Here is a 16,671-nt window from a genome sequence, read left to right on the forward strand (position 1 = left end):
CGAATCGACGGAATCATTCCCGCAAGAAAGGCGACGGCTCATGGCGAAATGGATGGACCTGCGCCACACCTACAACCTCAAAGGCAAGCTGCTGTTCTCGTGCCTCGGCATCGTGTGCATCGCGCTGGGCACCACGGTGTGCCGCGTGGGAAACGTGGGCGTCGACCCGTTCACCGCTATGAACCTGGGGTTCAGCGCGCGCGTGGGCATGGACTTCGGCACGTTCCAGCTGCTAGTGAACCTGGCGATCTTGGCAGCGGTGTTCGCGCTGGACAAGTACCAGATAGGCCTGGGCACGCTCATCAACATGGTGGGCGTAGGCTACCTCATCGAGCTGTTCACGTGGCTGCTCGGCTTTCTGCCGAAGTTCGAAGGCCTGGTCAGCGCAGGCGTTCATCTGGCCATCGGCACGCTGCTGTTCACGCTGGGCGTGTCGCTGTACCTGAAGACGCGCATGGGCGTGGCGCCCATCGACGCCGTCGCGCCCATCGCCGCCGAACGCCTGCCCTTCTCGTACACGGCGTGCCGCATGACGCAGGACATCTCCGTGACCGTCCTGGCGGTGCTGGCGGGCGGACCCATCGGCGTGTTCACCGTGATCGCCGCGTTCTTCACCGGACCGTTGATCACGGCGTGGAATCGGTTCGCCACGCTGCCGCTGTACCGCCGCTTCGGAATTCTGAACCGCGAGGAGCTGGCGGAGGAGCGCTCATGAGCGCCGATGCCGCTCCCGCCCTGCGGCGGCTGTTCGTCGGCAGCTACACCGACGGCGCCGATCGCGGCGGTATCCGCACGATCGCGTTCGACGAAAGCGGCGACGAGGCGCACGTCGTGCGCGCGGACAGCTGCGGGGCGAACCCAACCTATCTGGCGCAGCGCGGATCGCTGCTGTTCGCCGCTCACGAGCTGGACTCCTGCGGGCGGATGGCCGCCTACGCCATCGAGCCGGACGGCTCGCTGACCTGCCGCGGAGCGTGCACGGCGCCCTACGATGCGGGCACGTGCTTCGTGCTGCCCGATCCGAACGGACGCAACCTCTTCGGGGCGAACTACTTGAGCGGATCCGTCGCCTGCTGCGCGCTGCTGGACGACGGGCGTCTGGCGGCGGGCGTGCCGTCGCGGCGCCACGAAGGGCGCGGTCTGCGGGACGATCGGCAGGAGGGGCCCCATGTGCACTCGCTGAGCTTCGTGCCGGGAACGCGGCTGCTGGTCGCCGTGGACCTGGGGCTCGACGCGCTTGTGATCTACCAGGTTGACGCGTGCGGAATGCTCGCGCCGACGGCTGCGGAAACCGTGCGCGTGCCGGCAGGGTCGGGGCCGCGCATGGTGGCGTACCACCCGCGTCTGCCGATGGCCGCGCTGGTGAACGAGCTGGCGTGCGACGTGCTGGTGTTCCGGATCGACGAAGGCGGGCTGCATTGGCGGATCGTCGAGCAGCTGAGTCTGCCGCAGGCGCCAAGCGGCGACGCGCTGGCGGCGCATATCGCGTTCTCGCCCGACGGGCGGCAACTGTACGCGTCGGTGCGCGGAAGCGACCAGCTGGTCGTCTTCCCGGTGGACGACCAAGGACGGGTTGCGGGGCGCTGCGACGTTGCGTCCGGAGGGAAGGGGCCGCGGCACTTTTCGCCGTCGCCCGACGGGCGCTTTCTGGCCGTCGCCAACCTCGCGAGCGACGACGTGCGCCTGTTCGAACGCGATGCCGACGGGATGCTGCGAGCGGTCGCGTGCGTGGACGTGCCACAACCGGCGTGCGTCATCTGGAACGCGTAAGCCGCGAGCGGCGGCCACACAACGGACGACCAAAACGCGCCAAATACTTCGCGCTTTCAACGCACGTGCGATTGCGTCGGCAGAATATGGCAGAAAATCACGGACTGGGCACGACATAGGCCGACATCGAGATGCTTTACCAGGGATTTCCGCGTTATCAGGCTTCTTCGAAGCCACGAAGCACCCCGATCTGCGCCTGAACCGTGAATCTCTACCGGATTTCGCCGCCTCGACCGAACGCGAGACGAAGCGGCCGAACAGCCGGTTACCAATACAGTCATTTTTTGTCACACCTCTGACCAGGTAATATACATTGTTTTACCTGGTCAGAGACTCGCAGCAAGATGGCTGGAATCGGCCGGTTTGGCAACGTCCTACCCGACGAGCGCCCCCAAGTAGGCCGCCGCCGCGCGGTAGAAGGGATGGCGCGCCTCGGCGGCCAGGCGCTCGGCGAAGGCTGGCATCCAGGCTTGGGCGTGCCCGGAGAGGAAGGTCTCGTAGGCGGCGGCCGGGCTCCCTCCAGGGAGGCCGGCGCCGTCCGGGGCGCCCTCGGAAGCCGGGGCTCCGGCCGCGCGCAGGGCCAGGCGCTCCAGGAGCTCGCATTCCGTGGCGACGTGGTCGAGGGGCTCGTTGGTGCCCTCGGGGCGGCCGAGGCCGCAGGAGCGCATGAAGCGCTCTACCTCCATGGAGCGGGGGTTCACGAACAGAAGCGGCTGCACCCCGTCGGCCTCGGCGGCCCACACGCCCTCGTAGGGCGAGCAGGCGGGCTCGGGCGCCCCGACGAACAGGCGCGTGGCCTCCGGGCGCAGGGCGCGCAGGAGCGCGTCGGCGCCCGCGGCGGCCTCGGCGCCGGCCGCGCGGGCGGCGGGAGGGCCTGCGGGATCGCCCGCCGCCGCGGGGACCTCCGCGGGCAGGCCCAGCGCGGCCAGGATCTCCCCCGCCGCCTCGTCCCACTCGCCGCCCGCCGCGGCTTCGGCCAGCTCCGCGTCCGGGTAGCGCAGGCTCAGCGCCGCGAGCTCCCAGGCGGCGGCGCGGGCTTGCCAGACGCTCGCGTCCGCAACTTCATTTCCCATGACGTTCCCCTTTCCCGTTCTTGAAGAAACCGGCCAGCCAGCGCCAATGCGCCACGACGTGCACGAGCAGCAGCGCGAGCAGCGCCTTCGCCGCGATCGCGTGCAGCGGATCCCAGAAGTAGTAGCCGTCCGCGTACAGCCCCAGCGCCGGCAGCACTGCGCCCGACACCATGATCCCCGATACCGTCACCGTCATGAACGCGGCGACGATGAGAAGGTCGAGCGCAAGGTTCCCCGTCCGCGCCCACGAAGGCCGCGCGAACGCAGACCTGACCGCCTCGACGGCCCAGTCGACATGCATCGCGGCATGCGCGAAGAACACGACCAGCACGCCGAGACCCAGCCATTCGTGGATGCCGATGCCCGTGAGAGCCGGGCTCGCCGCGACCAGGTAAACCAGCAAGCACGCCGCATCGACGGCGAGAAGCTTCCTATCCATACGGCATCACCCCACCTTCCGCACGATCAGCACAAGGCCCACGACCAAGGCCACGGGCGCAAGCACCCACAGGTTCAGGCTCGCGTCGGACGCCTGGTAATAGCGCGTGGCCAGCGTGTCCCACGCATGACACTCGGTCGAGGCGCACGACGCCTCCGGGCACGTCATCTCGTGGACGCCGTCGGGCTCGGGCACGTCGTCGAAGCCGTGGCACGACCCCGACGCGCACCCGACGGCCGGGCAGGGGGAATCGGCCTCGATCGGCCGCACCCCCGTCGCAGGCTCGGCCGCGGCACCCGCCGCGAGCACGCACGCGCCCGCAAGCAGGAAGGCGACAAGCGTCACGAGCAGTTTCTTGAACATGGCTTCACCTCGTCAGACAAGGAAGGAGCGCGCGAAGCCGCGCTCCTTCCGAAGCGTCCGCGTCAGCGGTCATGATCAACCGGCTTGAGCGGCAGGTACTTGAGGCCCAGCAGCAGGAGCAGGGCGCCCAGGCCGACCACGCCCAGCACGATGCCGAACTCGATCGGCGTCGGCCAATACACCATGCCCTGGTAGGCGCCTGTCATGCCGGTAGCCCAGTCGGTCACCGTGTACTGCGTCATGGGACCGGCGTAGTCCAGGTTCGGGATCTGGAACCCACCCACCAGCAGCTGCGCGCGCTTGCAGAAGATGCCGACAATGGCCAGCAGGCTGGCGACCACGACGAGCGGGTCCGTGCGCAGCTTCGGCGTGAAGCACACCGCGGCGCACAGCGCGCAGCCGACGACCTCGACCCAGAAGAACGGGGCGAGCGGGCCGGTTGCGAGCATGGCGACGATCTCGGAGCCCGAGCCGCCCGGGAAGCCGGCGGTCAGCAGGTCACAGCCGAAGAAGTACAGGTCGACGACGACGAACGCGCCCAGCATCTTGACGAGCTTGACGACGTTGGCCTGATCGAGCTCGAGGTACCCGGCCTTGCGCAGCGCGATGACCACCACGAGCACCAGCGCCACGCCGCACACCAGCGCCGAGGACACGAACCAGGGCGCGAGCAGGGCGGTGTGCCAGAACTCGTGGGCCTGCTGCAGCCCGAAGATCCAAGCCGTCACCGAGTGCACGAGCACGGCGGTGACCAGCGCGACGACCGAGATCACGCGCAGGGCTTTCTCCGACACCTTGCCCGCCTCGGCGCGCAGCGTCGCCCACAGGTACACGACGGACAGGATGAGGTAGATCGAGATGACCGCGATGTCCCACATGAGCGGGCTGCCCAGGTTCGAGTACGCGAACAGCTCCCACAGGCGAAGCGGCTGGCCGAGGTCGATCACCACGAAGCCCACGGCCAGCACCGTGCAGCAGATGGACGTCCACACGGCGATCTTCGAGATGCCGCCGAAGCCCTTCATGCCGAAGGCGCGCGGCACCGAGCTGATGATCAGGCCGCCGGCCGACAGACCCACGAGGAACATGAACATAGTGATGTAGAGGCCCCACGAGTCGAAGTTGCGCATACCCGTTTGGACGAGGCCGCCGGAGAGCTGCATGCCCCAGAGGGCCAGCCCCGCGACGGTGACGACCGCCGCCACGACGATGCCGATGTTGAGCCCCTTGCCCCCGAATCTGGCAGCAGGAGCCTTGGCGGCAGGCGCCGCCTGAGTGTTCTCAGACATTTCATTCTCCCTTTCTGCTTAAACGAGGTAGTAGACGGAGGGGTTCGTGCCGCGCTCGGGCAAAAGCTGCTTATGGGCGCGTTCGCGAAGAAGGCGCGACACCTCGGATTCGGGATCGTTGAAATCGCCGAAGAAGCGCACCCGTCCGGGACATACCTCCACGCAAGCCGGCTGCAAACCCTTCGCCAGCCGATGCCAGCACATCGTGCACTTCTCCACCACGTGCTTCTGATGCGTCGCCACGTCGGCATCGCCCATAGCATGGCCGATCGCATGCTTCGGCTCTTCCCAGTTGAACGAGCGAACGCCCGTGTACGGACACGCCGACATGCACATGCGGCAACCGATGCACTTATCGTAGTCCTGACGAACCGCACCGGTTTCAGGATCTTTGTACGTTGCTCCAACAGGGCACACCTTCACGCACGCAGGATTCTCGCAATGCTGGCACGCAACAGCGATATTCTCCATCGTCAAATTCGGGTATGCTCCCGCCGGAGTGTCGGGATTGTCCCCGCCATCCGTCAAGATGCGGTTCCACCAAACACCGTCAGGCAAGTTGTTCTCCACTTTGCACGCCACCGCACACGAAGCGCAGGCAACGCACCCTTTCATATCTATGACCATACCCAGCCGCTCGGCCATTATCGAGCACCCCCTTCATTCCACACGCGAATCTCGCAAAGCACGTCCATGAAGTTGTTGTTCACCGCGAACACATCGAACTCCGTGGAGCTCAGCTCCGACCAACCGCCCGCCTTATGCTGCGACAGCTGCCATCCCTTGGGATACACCAACATGCCAGGTCGAATAGCTTGCGAATACACCGCCTTGGCAACAGCGAAGCCACGATCGTTGTAGCACTCGACGTAATCTCCGTCAGAAATGCCGCGCGCCTCGGCATCGGCGGGATTGATCTTCACGTACGGCTCGGGATCAAGCTCGCGCAACAGCGGCGTGCTGAACCATTGGGAGTGAACGCGGTATCGGGGACGCTCGCTCATGAGAACAAGCGGGTACTTTTTGTACAACTCGTTTTCCGGCCACGCCTCGAGCGGCGGGAACCAGCGAGCCATGCGCTCGCGATCGATCTCTTCAGGAGTAGGCGTCTTGGTAGTGGCCGCGCGAGGCATCGGCATCTCGCGATAGAACTCGAAGCGACCCGATGCCGTGCCGAATTTCCCATCCGCATACGCGATATGGGGATCCGTCTCCGCATCTCCGGGAATGAAGCGTATCTGCTTTTTTTCACGCAGGTTGCCCATGTCCATACCCAGGGCCTTGCCCATATCGGTGTCGTACATTTCTTCGAGGATTCCACCGTTGTCAAGCTTGAAATAATCGCCGAGCCCCAGCTTCTGCGCAAGCTCCGTCACGATTTGCGGATCGGGCTTGCTCTCGTAAAGCGGATCGATAGCCTTCTCGCTGTAGTGCAGCGAGGAGCACTGACCCGCATTCGCAACCTCCTCCAGTTCGAACCACTGGGCGATGGGAAGCACCATGTCGGCGTAGCGTGCGGAATCGGTCATGACCGAATCCGCCACCACGACGTATTCCATAGCCGGAATAATGACATCGGTCCACGCATGCGTGTCGGTGTGGGTGTTCAGCGGATTGGCCGAATACATCCACAGCATTTTGATCTGCGCGGGCTTGCCGCCGAACTTGCCGGTTTCCACCACGTTCTTCAGGTCGACGCTGGGAATGGCAAAACCCGTGCTGGGACCGTTGGGGGCAGCATACGCGGGATTGACCCCCATATGGACGCCCCAGAACGCACCGTAAGAAGCTCCCGGCTTGCCCAAATTGCCCAACAGGGCGCAAAGGGTAAGACCCGCCATCGTGGTATGGCCGCCGTTGTTGTACGCCTGGGGACCATAGCCTTCATAGTGGTACACCGGGGTGTCCATGCAGATTTCGGCCAGCTCGTAAATGTCATCGACCGATACTTCGGTAAGCTCCGAAACCTTCTCGGGCGAATGATCGAGGATCTCCTCTTTCAGCAGCGCATACGCCGTGCGACACTTCACACCGTCGAGCTCGTACGATCCTTCGATGTCGGGCGCAGACGTTTCGTCGACAGAAACGAGTTCGCCGTTCGAGAGAACCATGTACGGATCGTCCATGACCTCCTTGCCCGTGGTAGGATTCATCACGCCGGTGGGAACCGGGGCGATGCCGGTGTCGCTTCTGCGCACGAACATGCCCGTATCGCTGCGCACCAAGAACGGTGCGACGGTATGCTGTTGCAAATACGCCACATCCTGCGCGTCCTTTTCCAAAACCACGTTCATGAGAGCGTACTTCAGCAGCGTGTCGCTACCGGGGCGAATGGGAATCCACCTGTCGGCTTTTGAGGCGATCTGCGTGTACACCGGATCGATAACCACCAGCTTGGTGCCGCCCTGCATGGCCTCCTTGACCAGGTGCCAGTTCTGAACCTGCGCGTCGGTAATATTGGCGCCCCACACCACTATGGTCTTCGCGTTCTTGGCATCGGTCGGCTCATTGCCTTCCCACATCTGCAGACCCATCAAAGGGCTGATGTACAAGCCGGCAACCGCCTGCATGCCGTAATAACTGCCCATATCGAGGCAAGCGCCGATGCTGCTAGCATTCATAAGAGAGGAAAGTCGGCCGTACGCGCTCGTGATCGCGCACGACTGATTGCCTGAAGCGGTAAGGAACGCCACGGCGCTCTCGCCAAATTCGGTCTGGATAGACTTGATCTTCCCGGCGATCTCGTCAAGTGCTTCGTCCCAACTCACACGTTCCCACTCGCCTGCACCGCGTTCGGTTCCCTCCACGCGTCGCATTGGATACTGCAAGCGCGCCGGATCGTAGATTCTATGCACATGCGAAAGTCCTCGCTGGCAAATGCGATCGTAGCATTTCTCGTTGTACGGAGCACGCGAGGTTTTGACCACTTTTCCGTCTCTCACATGCACGTTCAAGTGGCAGAACGCGAAACAGTTGGGACGGCATACTCCGCGGAAGATCCGTTCCTGCTCGCTCTCTTTTTGACCTGATTCGTAATCGGCCGCCAACGCCTGCAGCGTCGGCGTCGCGACGCCCGTCACGGCAGCCGCGCCTGCGACGGCGCCGGTTGCTTTCAGGAAGCTTCTGCGCGTGAGCCCGCCGTGCGAGCTGATTGCTCCTGACATCTTTCCTCCTCAAAGATCGTGTCAGGATATCCCCTTTGCGGATGGCGTCGGGAAAACGGTCCGTCGAGCAGGCGCCCAAGCATGCGGCGCCTTCGAACCCCTCGTCCCCAAGCGCACTCTTATCGGATATCCCCCTGTTGCTCCTGATAAGAATTGGCCAAATCCTTGTGACTGTCACATTATCACAATGCATTGCGACAATCAATCTAATAAACATGCCTACTTCGAGGATAAATGATGCTGGAAACGGTAGGATTTTTATGGGTTTATCAAGCGATACGGCACAGATGTTTCACGTGAAACATCTGTGCCTGGACGAAACCGGCATTGTGACACTTTGCGGCTCGACAATGTGGAGAGGGACGGCGGGACGAATCGGCTGACGTCGTACAGGGCGCTTCGCGGACGCCCTCCCCCCTCTCTCTTGGCGCGACAGAGACGCGCCGATGCGCGCGCCGAACACCGCACCGGTCGCATATCGCGGGCATCGCGAATCGCCGCGACACAAGTTTCTTCGTCCACAAGCAAAGGCTCGCGCCCAAGAGGGTACAGCGCCCGCCCAGCGCGGGTCGCCTACGCCCGCGTCAGGCTTTTCTGGGCCAGCCGGGCTTGGACCAGGGCCAGGATGTCGTCATCGGCCATGCCGGCGTTGGCGCAGGTGCGGATCAGATCGTCCGCCAACAGCTCGACGGGGTTGTCGGCGGCGAGGGCGGCGCCCACGGCGTGGCGCTCGGCCACGAACGTGCCCCTCCCCTTGCGCGTGGAGATGTACCCCTCTCGCTCCAAGTCCATGTAGGCGCGGTTCACGGTGTTGTAGCTGATATCGAGGTCGACGGCCAGCGAGCGCACCGTGGGAAGCTGGTCGCCCGCTTTGTACTCGCCTGAGCCGATGAGGTACGCGATGCGGTTCTTCACCTGGATCCACACCGGCAGGCCGCTGTTGTAGTCGAGTTCGAATGAGGCGAGCGGATTCATGGAAGCCTATCTCTCAGTAGTTCGGTCGCCGTTCATCATAGCACTATCCGTGAAGCCGTCGCTCATCGCGGTGGGCACGGTGACCACGGTGCCCTTGGATTTCTTCACCGTGTCGTACTGCATGAGCATGGTGCGCAGCTTGAGCGCCGCCTCCGGGTCGCCGTAGACGCGCGCGGCCTCGGCCAGCATCTCGGCCAGCTCGGCTTCCACGCCGACCACGGTCATGCGCGCGTTCTTCTCGCGGTCGGCCTGCGCTTCCAAGCTCATGACCTCCTGCAGCTCGTCGGGGATCACGATGTCGCGCACCTTCACCGAGATAATGTCCACGCCCCAGCCGGCGGCCTCCTTCTCGATGTCGTCCTTGATCTCGGCGTCCAGCTGGTCGCGGCGCAGCGCCACCTCGGCCACCGTGGAGCGGCCCACCGCCTCGCGCAGCGCCGTCTGGGCGAGGAACGACACGGCCGCGTAGTAGTCCTCCACCTCGGTGCACGCCTTCTCGGCGTCCCACACCACCCAGAACAGCACGGCGTCCACCGTGACGGGCACGAGGTCGGCCGTGAGCGTCTTCTCGGCATAGAAGGGCGTGGCGATGGTGCGCTGGTCCACGCGGATGGTGCCATGCTCGATGACGGGGATGGTGAAGTACAAACCCGGCCCCACGACGCGGTTCAGCTTGCCGAACCGCAGCACCACCACTTTCTCCCAGCTCAGCGCGATGTGCGTGGACGACAGCACCAGCAGCGCCGCCAGCAGCATGGCAACGATCGCCTCGATTCCCGCGCCTCCCGTCGCCGCAAACGCGATGCCCAGCACCGCGGCGCAGGTGGCGATGAACGTCGCGATGTTGAAGATGACCGCGCCGTTGCGCGACGATTTGCGCGGCACGTAGGACGTGGCCGCCCTGATCTCGGCATCCTTGTCGCGCACGTCGTAGGGGGCGTCCTTCACGAACCGCTCGCCTGCCCGTCGTCTCGCCATCGCACTCGCTCCTTATCCCGTAAGCCCGAACGTCGAAAGCCCGTACAGCGCTTCCGGCATCTGCGTCACATCGTATGCGCCCGCGCCGACGATGCACCAGCGCAGCGCGAACCCTCCCACCAGCAGCAGCGCCGCTATCCACAGAAGCTGCGTGCGGCTGTTCCCATGCGTGAGGAAGCGCTCCAGCACCAGCGGCACGGCCAGCCCGCACACCGCGAGCACGCCCCAGAACACGGGCGCCAGCTCGCCGAACGCGAGCGCCCGAGCAGCCGCGGCCGTCTCCTCGCCCGCGAACGCGAGCAGCACGAACGCAGACAGGCAGCCAGCCTCGACGACCACGATACCGCCGTCAATCCGCGCGAGCCACACGAGCGGCCCGCGGTACGGGTGCCGCGTCTCCACGAACGAGGCTGCCAGGAACGCCGTCGCGATGCCGCACGATGCCGACGACAGCACGAACAGCACCGGCACGAGCGACGTGCGCCACAGCAGCACCGACGCGAGGCTTTGCAGCAGCGCGCCGGTGTACGTCGCGGTCACCGCCGCCGACAGCGCGCCCGCCGCCGCAAGCGCCAGCACCGCCGCACGCGGCAGGCGCACGGTGTCCAGCAGCGCACCCAGCGAGAACGCCGCCGCGCAGGCCAATGCCGCGACCAGCGCGAACGATCCCGCCGCCATAGCCGACGGCGTCGGCGAGGAGAGCAGGCCGAGCAAGCGGTCAGGGCGCCCCAAGTCGGCCAGCAGGCACAGCATGCCCGTCGCCAGCGTCACCGCGCACACAGGCCACGCCCGCGCGAAGAACTCCTCCGGCATGGCCAGCGCGCGCCACCGCAGCACGCGGGCGCACTCGAGCACGCACAGGACGGCGAGGGCGCCCGCTCCCGTTCCTCCCAGGAAAAGATAGCTTGTCGTGAGCACGTTGAACACGCGCCGCCCCGCCCCTCGTCCTCGCCCGCAACTCCCCATTGTCGCAATGCAGCAATTCATTGGTATTATAGCACCGCTCGCGCAAAACGGACGGCAAAGGGGCGAGGGTTTGGCATGCTTCGACACACCGAGTCGAAGCATGCCGTCGTCATCCTGAGCGCAGCGCCGAAGGTGCGGAGTCGAAGGATCCCGCGCAGCGTCAGCTGGAAGTCTCACGGCTATCGCCGCACGGGATCCTTCGACTCGCTTCGCTCGCTCAGGATGGCAACCTGGGGGTCTTCGCTCGCTCAGGATGGCGAGGGAGGAGCTTCCTAGTTGCTGGCGTCGATGCGGAACTCGCCGCTGGCCAGGCGCGCGTTGATGCTGGCGCTTCCGTCGCCGCTCGTGTACACGTTGCCGTTCTGCGAAAGCGAGAAGGAGCTGCTGAACCGACCAGACGCTTTCTCGATGCGAGCGGTGAAGCCGCTGCTCTCGGGAACAGCCACGCTCACCGAGCCGCTGGCAATATCCGCGTCGATTGCTTTCGGACACGCCTCCCGGCACACGATGCGCGTCTGGCCCGACGCGGTGCGCACGTCCACGCGGTCGGCGAAGCGGCCCTCGACGTCGAGCTGCCCACTGGCCACGTCGACGCGCAGCTCGTCGGCTTGCAGGTGCTGCCCGTCCACATCGCCCGAGGCCAGCTTGAGCTTGAGCGTTTCGCAGCCCAGGCCGTTCACGTCGTAGTCGCCCGACGCGCCGTCGATCTCGACGGCGCCCAGGTTCTGGGCGTAGCTTTTCGGGATGCGCACCTGCAGGTCCTTGCGGCCCAGCGCGAAGCACGAGAACCAGGTGCCGTAGTCGATGGACAGTGTGTCGCCGTTCACGGACCAGCGCATCTGCTGCGCCTTCGTCATGCCGCGCGGCGCCGTCTCGACAAGCTCGATGGCGTCGCCCTCGTCCACGACGTCGATGCTCACCGCGCCGGAGGCCCACTTAACGCTGAGGTTCTTGACGCTGGCCGCGTCCACGTTCGCCGATCCCATTTCCGTTCCTCCCAGCATTCCGAAGCGCATGGCCGAGCATCCGCCGAATCCGATGGACCCCAGGATGAGCAAGCTGAGCGCGATGATGAGCGTGATTTTGACGTACGACGCCGTCGTGAGTTTCGTCATGATGCGGCCCTTCCGCTAGCGTCGGTTCGCCCGATAGTTCGGGTCGTTTTCGATGATGTGGGCGATCCAGTAGTACAACGGGATGGTGAGGAAGACGAACCAGCCGGGATGCCACCACCCGAAGAGGAAGCCGCCTCCCAGGAACACGAGCACGCAGAGCACGGGATACGGGAACGTCGACCAGGGGCCGCGCGGGCGGCGCGACTGGGCGTCGTAGGACTCGGGGGCTTGCGGGGCTTGCGGGGCGTAAGGCGCTTGCGGCTGCGCGGGTTGCGCAGGCTGCTGGGGCATGGGGGCCGCGCTGTAGCAGGGCTGCTGCACGGGCTGAGGCTGGGGCTGCGGTTGGGGCTGCGCCGGAGGGGCCTGGTGCGCCTGTTCGGCCGTCGCTCGGGCCTGCGCCGCGGCCACGGCCGCCTGCGCCGCGCGAACGGCGGCCTCGTTGGCGCGCACGGCGGCCTCCTGCGCCTGCGCCTCGGCGGTGGCGTCCTTGTCCTTCTCCTCGAACGCCACGTCGTCCGCCACATCGTCGTCGATGCGCAGCAAGTCGTCGATGGACACGCCGTACAGCTTCGCGAGCGCGATGAGGTTTCCCGTATCGGGCGACGACTCGGCGCGCTCCCACTTCGACACCGCCTGCCGCGACAGGCCGAGCCGTTCGGCCAGCTCCTCCTGGCTGTATCCTTGCTCGCGTCGCATGGCTGCTAAGCGCTGGGCAATCTCGACGTTCATGAACGATCCCTTCTTCGACGTTGGGGACATGGCGTCCGCTCCTTCTCGATTACCAGCCTACGGTTGCCCGGCACGTTGCACCAGCATGTCTGGTTATCATTTTACGCAACCGGCGGTTGCATACGCCTGCGAAGTGGGATTTCACGACATCGGTCATGCCGACTTTTATGCGGTCGTCCTTCGATGCGTTTGGCTGCGGCGAAGCGGCGGACAAATCCCCCGATACCGGCGTTCCAAAAAGGCTGCGCGTTCGGACCTCGCGCATCGCCGTCTGCGCAACGCGCCGGCCCTCCCCGCGCGCTTCGACAAGCAACGGCTACCGGCCGGCGCCGATGCGTCCCGCATGTCCTATACTGGAACGATAGAGCCGAAGGAGGCGTCCATGGAAACCGGAAAGACCGATCGCCGCGTGCAGTACACGAAGCGCGCCCTCACGAGCGCCCTCATCGACCTCATGCGCGAGAACCACATCTCGAAGATATCCGTGAAGGCGCTGTGCGCCGCCGCCGACGTGAACCGCAGCACGTTCTACGCCCATTTCCGCAACCAGTACGACCTGCTGGCGTACATCGAAGCCGAGGCGCTCGAAGATCTCAAGGCGCGCCTCCTGGCCGACGGCGAGCCGCGCACGCGCAACGTGGAGAAGATCCTGGAATACGCCAAGGAGAACGCCGACGTGTTCCTCATGCTGCTGGACGAAAGCGAGGGCGGCTTCCAGCGGCAGATCATGGAGCTGGCGCATCTGGTGGACCTGCAAATGTCCGACCAGGATGCGGCGGTGGACGCCGACGATCTGGAGTACATGTACCTGTTCGCCGTATCGGGCGCGTTGGGCATGCTGTCGCACTGGCTGAAGAAGGGCACGCCGCAATCCCCCGCCGAGATGTCCGAGCTGCTGATGAGCATGATCCAGCACGGCGTGGAGGAGCGCGCCTGAAGCGAGCGAGCATCGGGCAACGGCGCTGCGCGCCCACTGCGAAGTTGCGAGTCGTTTCGCCGACGCGCCCGCCTCGTTTCCGAGTTTCGCCCGAAGCACCCTCGCCAACCGGAGCGCCATCGTTCGCGAGACCGGATTGCACACGGATTTTCGGCCGCGTCCCGAATCGTGGTATATCAGGGCCATCGCCGGAGAATCGCCGGCACCCTTGCGAGGTGAATCTTAGCCTTCGTCCTCCTTCGGGTCAATGGCGCTCCCTATGATCTTGCGCGCCGCCTCGCGGGCGGCGCGCACCTCGGCCTCGCCGGGGGCCTCGCGCTCCTGGGCCTTCCAGGCGTGCGCGAGCGAGGGCCTGGAGATGACGCAGCGCGCCGACCACTCCTCGTCGGCCTCGATGAGCGCCGCTCCCACCAGGCGGATGAGCGACTCGCGCGAGGGGAACCCCTGCACGACGCGCGTCCTGCGCTTGATCTCGCGGTTGGCCCTCTCCTGGACGTTGTTGGTGCGGATCTTGGTGCGGTGCGTGGCCGGGAACGCCAGGTAGGCGAGCGCCGCCTCCTCGGCCTCCAAGAGCACGTTTCCGGCCGCCCTCGAGATCTTCAGCACCTCCTCGGTCGCCTCTTGGTAGCACGCCCGCACGAGGACGGGGCTCTTCTGCGCGAAGACGGCCTTCATGGCCTCGCGCGCCTTTCTCTGGTCGTCCTTCCTGTGGATGCGGCCCGCCACGTTGCGCATGAGGTGCGTGACGCAGCGCTGCCAGGCCGCTCCTTGGAACGTCTCGGCTATCGCCTTCGCGAGCCCTTCGTGGGCGTCCGAGACGACGAGGCGCACGCCGTCGACGCCGCGCGCCCTCAGGCCGGAGAGGAACGCCTTCCACCCGGCGTGGCTCTCCGTGTCCACGCAGTCCACGCCGACGAAGCGCTTGTGGCCCGTGTCGTCGAGCCCGATCGCGGTCACGACGGCCTGGGACGCCGAGCGCCCCTCCACGCGGCACTTCACGTAGGTGGCGTCGAGCCACAGGTAGGCGAAGCGCACCCCGTCGAAGCGCTGCCTCCTGAACGCGTCCACCTCGGCGTCCAGGCACTCGCACAGGCGCGACACCTGCGACTTCGACATCGACCTCACGCCGAGCTCGCCCGCGACGGCCTCCACCTTGCGCGTCGATATCCCCATGACGTACATCTCGGCCACCGCCGCGACGAGCGCCCGGTCCACCCTGCAGTAGCGCTCGATCAGGTCCTCGGGGAAGAACGAGCCTCGGCGCAGCTTCGGAATCTTGAGGGTGACGTCGCCCGCGGCGGTCGAGAGCCCCCGCTCCCGGTAGCCGTTGCGCGAGTTGACGCGCCCCTCGTCGCGCTCCCCGTAGGGGGCGTTGCACGCCTCGTCGGCCTTCGCCGACATCGCGGCGTTCGCCAGGAGCTCGAGCATCCTGCGCCCGAAGGCCTGCAGGTCGGTGCATTCCTCGAGGATCGCGAACGCGAGCCCCTTCACTTCGGGGTCGTTGAATAGTAGAGTGTCCATAGCGGGCATCGCCTTCCTTCGAATCTGTCTTTTGTGGTGATTGACGATTCTAGACGATGTCCGTTTTTCTCGGGCAGGCTTCGCCCGCCCTCCAGAAACGGATTGATACACCAACTTTCGGGACGCTACCGGATTTTCGGCCGCGGTTTCGCATTCTGGCAGAGAATCACGGTTTAGGCGCAAAATCAATGTCTCCCCTCCAACCAAAAGCCTAGATATCCAAAGAAGCACCAGGTCAGGTTTTTCGGCAGCCAACACAGATGCAGGAATCGCGATGCAGCTGCGCCCAAACCGTGATTCTCTGCCAGATTATGTTACGATGACCTTATGGATATACTCATTGGATACGAATCGGCGCTCGACTACTGGAGAACGGTGGGGCCGAATTACTTGCGCGGCTACGATGCGCGGCAAGCGGCGACAAGACGTGCGCGACGTGCGCTCGCTTCAAGCGAGCGACCGACCCTTTCCGAGGGAAATCGGCGTCCTGCCGGATGCACCCTGCCCCTGTGCACGCTGGTGGGCAGCGTCGACGTCCGGACGAGAACGCCTGCCGTGCTCAGCAGCTTTTGCTCCGTCCTCCCCGAGAGGTCGTTCGTCGACGCGGGCGAGGGCTTTTTGATGAGCACGCCGGAGTTCTGCTTCTTGCAGATGGCGAACCGGCTGTCGCTCGCACGGCTCATAATGCTGGGATACGAGTTGTGCGGAACGTACGTCCTGGTAGACAAGGGGCCGGCACCGCGTCGCGACGCGCCGCTGACGACGGTCGCGAAGCTGCGAACGTTCGTCGAAGGCGCCTCGAACGCTCGCGGGAGGAAGAAGGCGCTGCGGGCTTTGCGCTACGTGTTGGACCGATCGGCCTCGCCGATGGAGTCCGCGCTGGCCATGCTGCTGTGCCTGCCGTACGGCTTGGGCGGGTACGGATTACCCGAACCGCGACTTAACTACCGCGTCGACGTGCCGCCCAGCTTCCGCGCCATGGCCGACCGGAAGCACTGCGCATGCGACCAATGCTGGCCCGAATCGAAGCTGGCCGCGGAGTACGACAGCGAGCTGCACCATGCCGACCTCGAACGACGGGAAAGCGATGCGCGACGACGCAGCACCCTTATCACGCTCGGCTTCACCGTGGTCACCGTGTCGAAGGGGCAGGTCATGGACAGCGGGGCGTTCAACCGGCTGGCGCATCAGCTGGCGAAGCGCCTGGGAAAACGCCTACGCTACGTCGACCCGGGCTTCACGCGCGCGCACCTCGAGCTGCGCGCCGAGCTGTTCGAGGCGATCGGGATACGCGCGAGCTGAAAGCCGTCGCCGTGAACGAGCGGCGTCCCAGGCTGTCTGAGCGAAGCGAA

16 protein-coding genes are annotated in these 16,671 nt (G+C 65.3%); 4 read left to right on the top strand and 12 right to left on the bottom strand.

Features of this window, described 5'->3' with window-relative positions; genetic code table 11:
* Positions 1-40 precede the first annotated feature (40 nt).
* Entirely contained in the window at positions 41-715 is a 675-nt protein-coding gene (locus tag ELEN_RS11935) for a YczE/YyaS/YitT family protein (RefSeq protein ID WP_015761130.1), read from the top strand.
* The gene (locus tag ELEN_RS11940; RefSeq protein ID WP_015761131.1) at positions 712-1,770 is read left to right on the top strand and encodes a lactonase family protein; all 1,059 of its coding nucleotides are present in this window, start codon (positions 712-714) and stop codon (positions 1,768-1,770) included. The genes ELEN_RS11935 and ELEN_RS11940 overlap by 4 nt, the downstream gene beginning before the upstream one ends.
* Positions 1,771-2,144: 374 nt before the next feature.
* On the opposite strand, the gene ELEN_RS11945 is transcribed toward ELEN_RS11940, so the two are convergent.
* From ELEN_RS11945 to ELEN_RS16670, 11 genes are all read right to left on the bottom strand, one after another.
* A complete protein-coding gene (locus tag ELEN_RS11945) occupies positions 2,145-2,843 on the bottom strand; it encodes a TorD/DmsD family molecular chaperone (protein ID WP_015761132.1) in 699 nt (232 codons plus the stop codon).
* Positions 2,833-3,282: a DUF4405 domain-containing protein gene (locus ELEN_RS11950; protein WP_015761133.1), complete on the bottom strand. Its 450-nt coding sequence runs from the start codon at positions 3,280-3,282 to the stop codon at positions 2,833-2,835. The genes ELEN_RS11945 and ELEN_RS11950 overlap by 11 nt, the downstream gene beginning before the upstream one ends.
* A gap of 6 nt (positions 3,283-3,288) precedes the next feature.
* The gene (locus tag ELEN_RS11955; protein ID WP_009305083.1) at positions 3,289-3,645 is read right to left on the bottom strand and encodes a hypothetical protein; all 357 of its coding nucleotides are present in this window, start codon (positions 3,643-3,645) and stop codon (positions 3,289-3,291) included.
* Positions 3,646-3,707: 62 nt separating this feature from the next.
* The gene (gene nrfD, locus ELEN_RS11960) at positions 3,708-4,934 is read right to left on the bottom strand and encodes an NrfD/PsrC family molybdoenzyme membrane anchor subunit (protein WP_015761134.1); all 1,227 of its coding nucleotides are present in this window, start codon (positions 4,932-4,934) and stop codon (positions 3,708-3,710) included.
* Between the two features lie 18 nt (positions 4,935-4,952).
* Positions 4,953-5,579, bottom strand: a complete 627-nt coding sequence (locus ELEN_RS11965; RefSeq protein WP_009305085.1) for a 4Fe-4S dicluster domain-containing protein — start codon at positions 5,577-5,579, stop codon at positions 4,953-4,955.
* On the bottom strand, positions 5,579-8,098 hold the full coding sequence (locus tag ELEN_RS11970; protein WP_015761135.1) for a molybdopterin-containing oxidoreductase family protein: 2,520 nt from the start codon (positions 8,096-8,098) through the stop codon (positions 5,579-5,581). Before ELEN_RS11970 ends, ELEN_RS11965 begins: the two co-directional genes overlap by 1 nt.
* A gap of 573 nt (positions 8,099-8,671) precedes the next feature.
* The gene (locus ELEN_RS11975; protein WP_009305087.1) at positions 8,672-9,073 is read right to left on the bottom strand and encodes a GntR family transcriptional regulator; all 402 of its coding nucleotides are present in this window, start codon (positions 9,071-9,073) and stop codon (positions 8,672-8,674) included.
* Positions 9,074-9,079: 6 nt separating this feature from the next.
* Positions 9,080-10,051 carry a slipin family protein gene (locus ELEN_RS11980; RefSeq protein WP_015761137.1) on the bottom strand — a complete coding sequence of 324 codons (972 nt, stop codon included), beginning with the start codon at positions 10,049-10,051 and terminating at the stop codon, positions 9,080-9,082.
* A gap of 12 nt (positions 10,052-10,063) precedes the next feature.
* The gene (nrfD, locus tag ELEN_RS11985) at positions 10,064-10,978 is read right to left on the bottom strand and encodes an NrfD/PsrC family molybdoenzyme membrane anchor subunit (RefSeq protein WP_015761138.1); all 915 of its coding nucleotides are present in this window, start codon (positions 10,976-10,978) and stop codon (positions 10,064-10,066) included.
* 311 nt (positions 10,979-11,289) lie between these two features.
* Positions 11,290-12,132 (bottom strand): DUF4097 family beta strand repeat-containing protein, encoded by an 843-nt coding sequence (locus ELEN_RS11995; protein WP_015761139.1) that lies wholly within the window; start codon positions 12,130-12,132, stop codon positions 11,290-11,292.
* Between the two features lie 15 nt (positions 12,133-12,147).
* Positions 12,148-12,891, bottom strand: coding sequence for a helix-turn-helix domain-containing protein (locus tag ELEN_RS16670; RefSeq protein ID WP_015761140.1), 744 nt, complete (start codon positions 12,889-12,891; stop codon positions 12,148-12,150).
* A 352-nt stretch (positions 12,892-13,243) separates the two neighbouring features.
* Between ELEN_RS16670 and ELEN_RS12005 the strand changes: the two genes are divergently transcribed.
* A complete protein-coding gene (locus ELEN_RS12005; protein ID WP_015761141.1) occupies positions 13,244-13,798 on the top strand; it encodes a TetR/AcrR family transcriptional regulator in 555 nt (184 codons plus the stop codon).
* Positions 13,799-14,020: 222 nt separating this feature from the next.
* Here ELEN_RS12005 and ELEN_RS12010 read toward each other — a convergent pair whose 3' ends face one another.
* Complete coding sequence (locus tag ELEN_RS12010) at positions 14,021-15,319, bottom strand: IS256 family transposase (protein ID WP_256998766.1); 1,299 nt, start codon at positions 15,317-15,319, stop codon at positions 14,021-14,023.
* Positions 15,320-15,646: 327 nt separating this feature from the next.
* On the opposite strand from ELEN_RS12010, the gene ELEN_RS12015 reads away from it, so the two are divergent.
* Positions 15,647-16,621: a PDDEXK family nuclease gene (locus tag ELEN_RS12015; protein WP_174262971.1), complete on the top strand. Its 975-nt coding sequence runs from the start codon at positions 15,647-15,649 to the stop codon at positions 16,619-16,621.
* The last annotated feature ends 50 nt before the right edge of the window (positions 16,622-16,671 follow it).

Source organism: Eggerthella lenta DSM 2243 (genome assembly GCF_000024265.1).
Classification (GTDB): domain Bacteria; phylum Actinomycetota; class Coriobacteriia; order Coriobacteriales; family Eggerthellaceae; genus Eggerthella; species Eggerthella lenta.

What these genes read in the sequence shown, in the direction of transcription:
- ELEN_RS11935 (WP_015761130.1), top strand. Translation starts at nt 41, where the DNA reads ATGGCGAAATGGATGGACCTGCGCCACACCTACAACCTCAAAGGCAAG.
- ELEN_RS11940 (WP_015761131.1), top strand. Translation starts at nt 712, where the DNA reads ATGAGCGCCGATGCCGCTCCCGCCCTGCGGCGGCTGTTCGTCGGCAGC.
- ELEN_RS11945 (WP_015761132.1), bottom strand. Translation starts at nt 2,843, where the DNA reads ATGGGAAATGAAGTTGCGGACGCGAGCGTCTGGCAAGCCCGCGCCGCC.
- ELEN_RS11950 (WP_015761133.1), bottom strand. Translation starts at nt 3,282, where the DNA reads ATGGATAGGAAGCTTCTCGCCGTCGATGCGGCGTGCTTGCTGGTTTAC.
- ELEN_RS11955 (WP_009305083.1), bottom strand. Translation starts at nt 3,645, where the DNA reads ATGTTCAAGAAACTGCTCGTGACGCTTGTCGCCTTCCTGCTTGCGGGC.
- nrfD (WP_015761134.1), bottom strand. Translation starts at nt 4,934, where the DNA reads ATGTCTGAGAACACTCAGGCGGCGCCTGCCGCCAAGGCTCCTGCTGCC.
- ELEN_RS11965 (WP_009305085.1), bottom strand. Translation starts at nt 5,579, where the DNA reads ATGGCCGAGCGGCTGGGTATGGTCATAGATATGAAAGGGTGCGTTGCC.
- ELEN_RS11970 (WP_015761135.1), bottom strand. Translation starts at nt 8,098, where the DNA reads ATGTCAGGAGCAATCAGCTCGCACGGCGGGCTCACGCGCAGAAGCTTC.
- ELEN_RS11975 (WP_009305087.1), bottom strand. Translation starts at nt 9,073, where the DNA reads ATGAATCCGCTCGCCTCATTCGAACTCGACTACAACAGCGGCCTGCCG.
- ELEN_RS11980 (WP_015761137.1), bottom strand. Translation starts at nt 10,051, where the DNA reads ATGGCGAGACGACGGGCAGGCGAGCGGTTCGTGAAGGACGCCCCCTAC.
- ELEN_RS11995 (WP_015761139.1), bottom strand. Translation starts at nt 12,132, where the DNA reads ATGACGAAACTCACGACGGCGTCGTACGTCAAAATCACGCTCATCATC.
- ELEN_RS16670 (WP_015761140.1), bottom strand. Translation starts at nt 12,891, where the DNA reads ATGTCCCCAACGTCGAAGAAGGGATCGTTCATGAACGTCGAGATTGCC.
- ELEN_RS12005 (WP_015761141.1), top strand. Translation starts at nt 13,244, where the DNA reads ATGGAAACCGGAAAGACCGATCGCCGCGTGCAGTACACGAAGCGCGCC.
- ELEN_RS12010 (WP_256998766.1), bottom strand. Translation starts at nt 15,319, where the DNA reads ATGGACACTCTACTATTCAACGACCCCGAAGTGAAGGGGCTCGCGTTC.
- ELEN_RS12015 (WP_174262971.1), top strand. Translation starts at nt 15,647, where the DNA reads ATGGATATACTCATTGGATACGAATCGGCGCTCGACTACTGGAGAACG.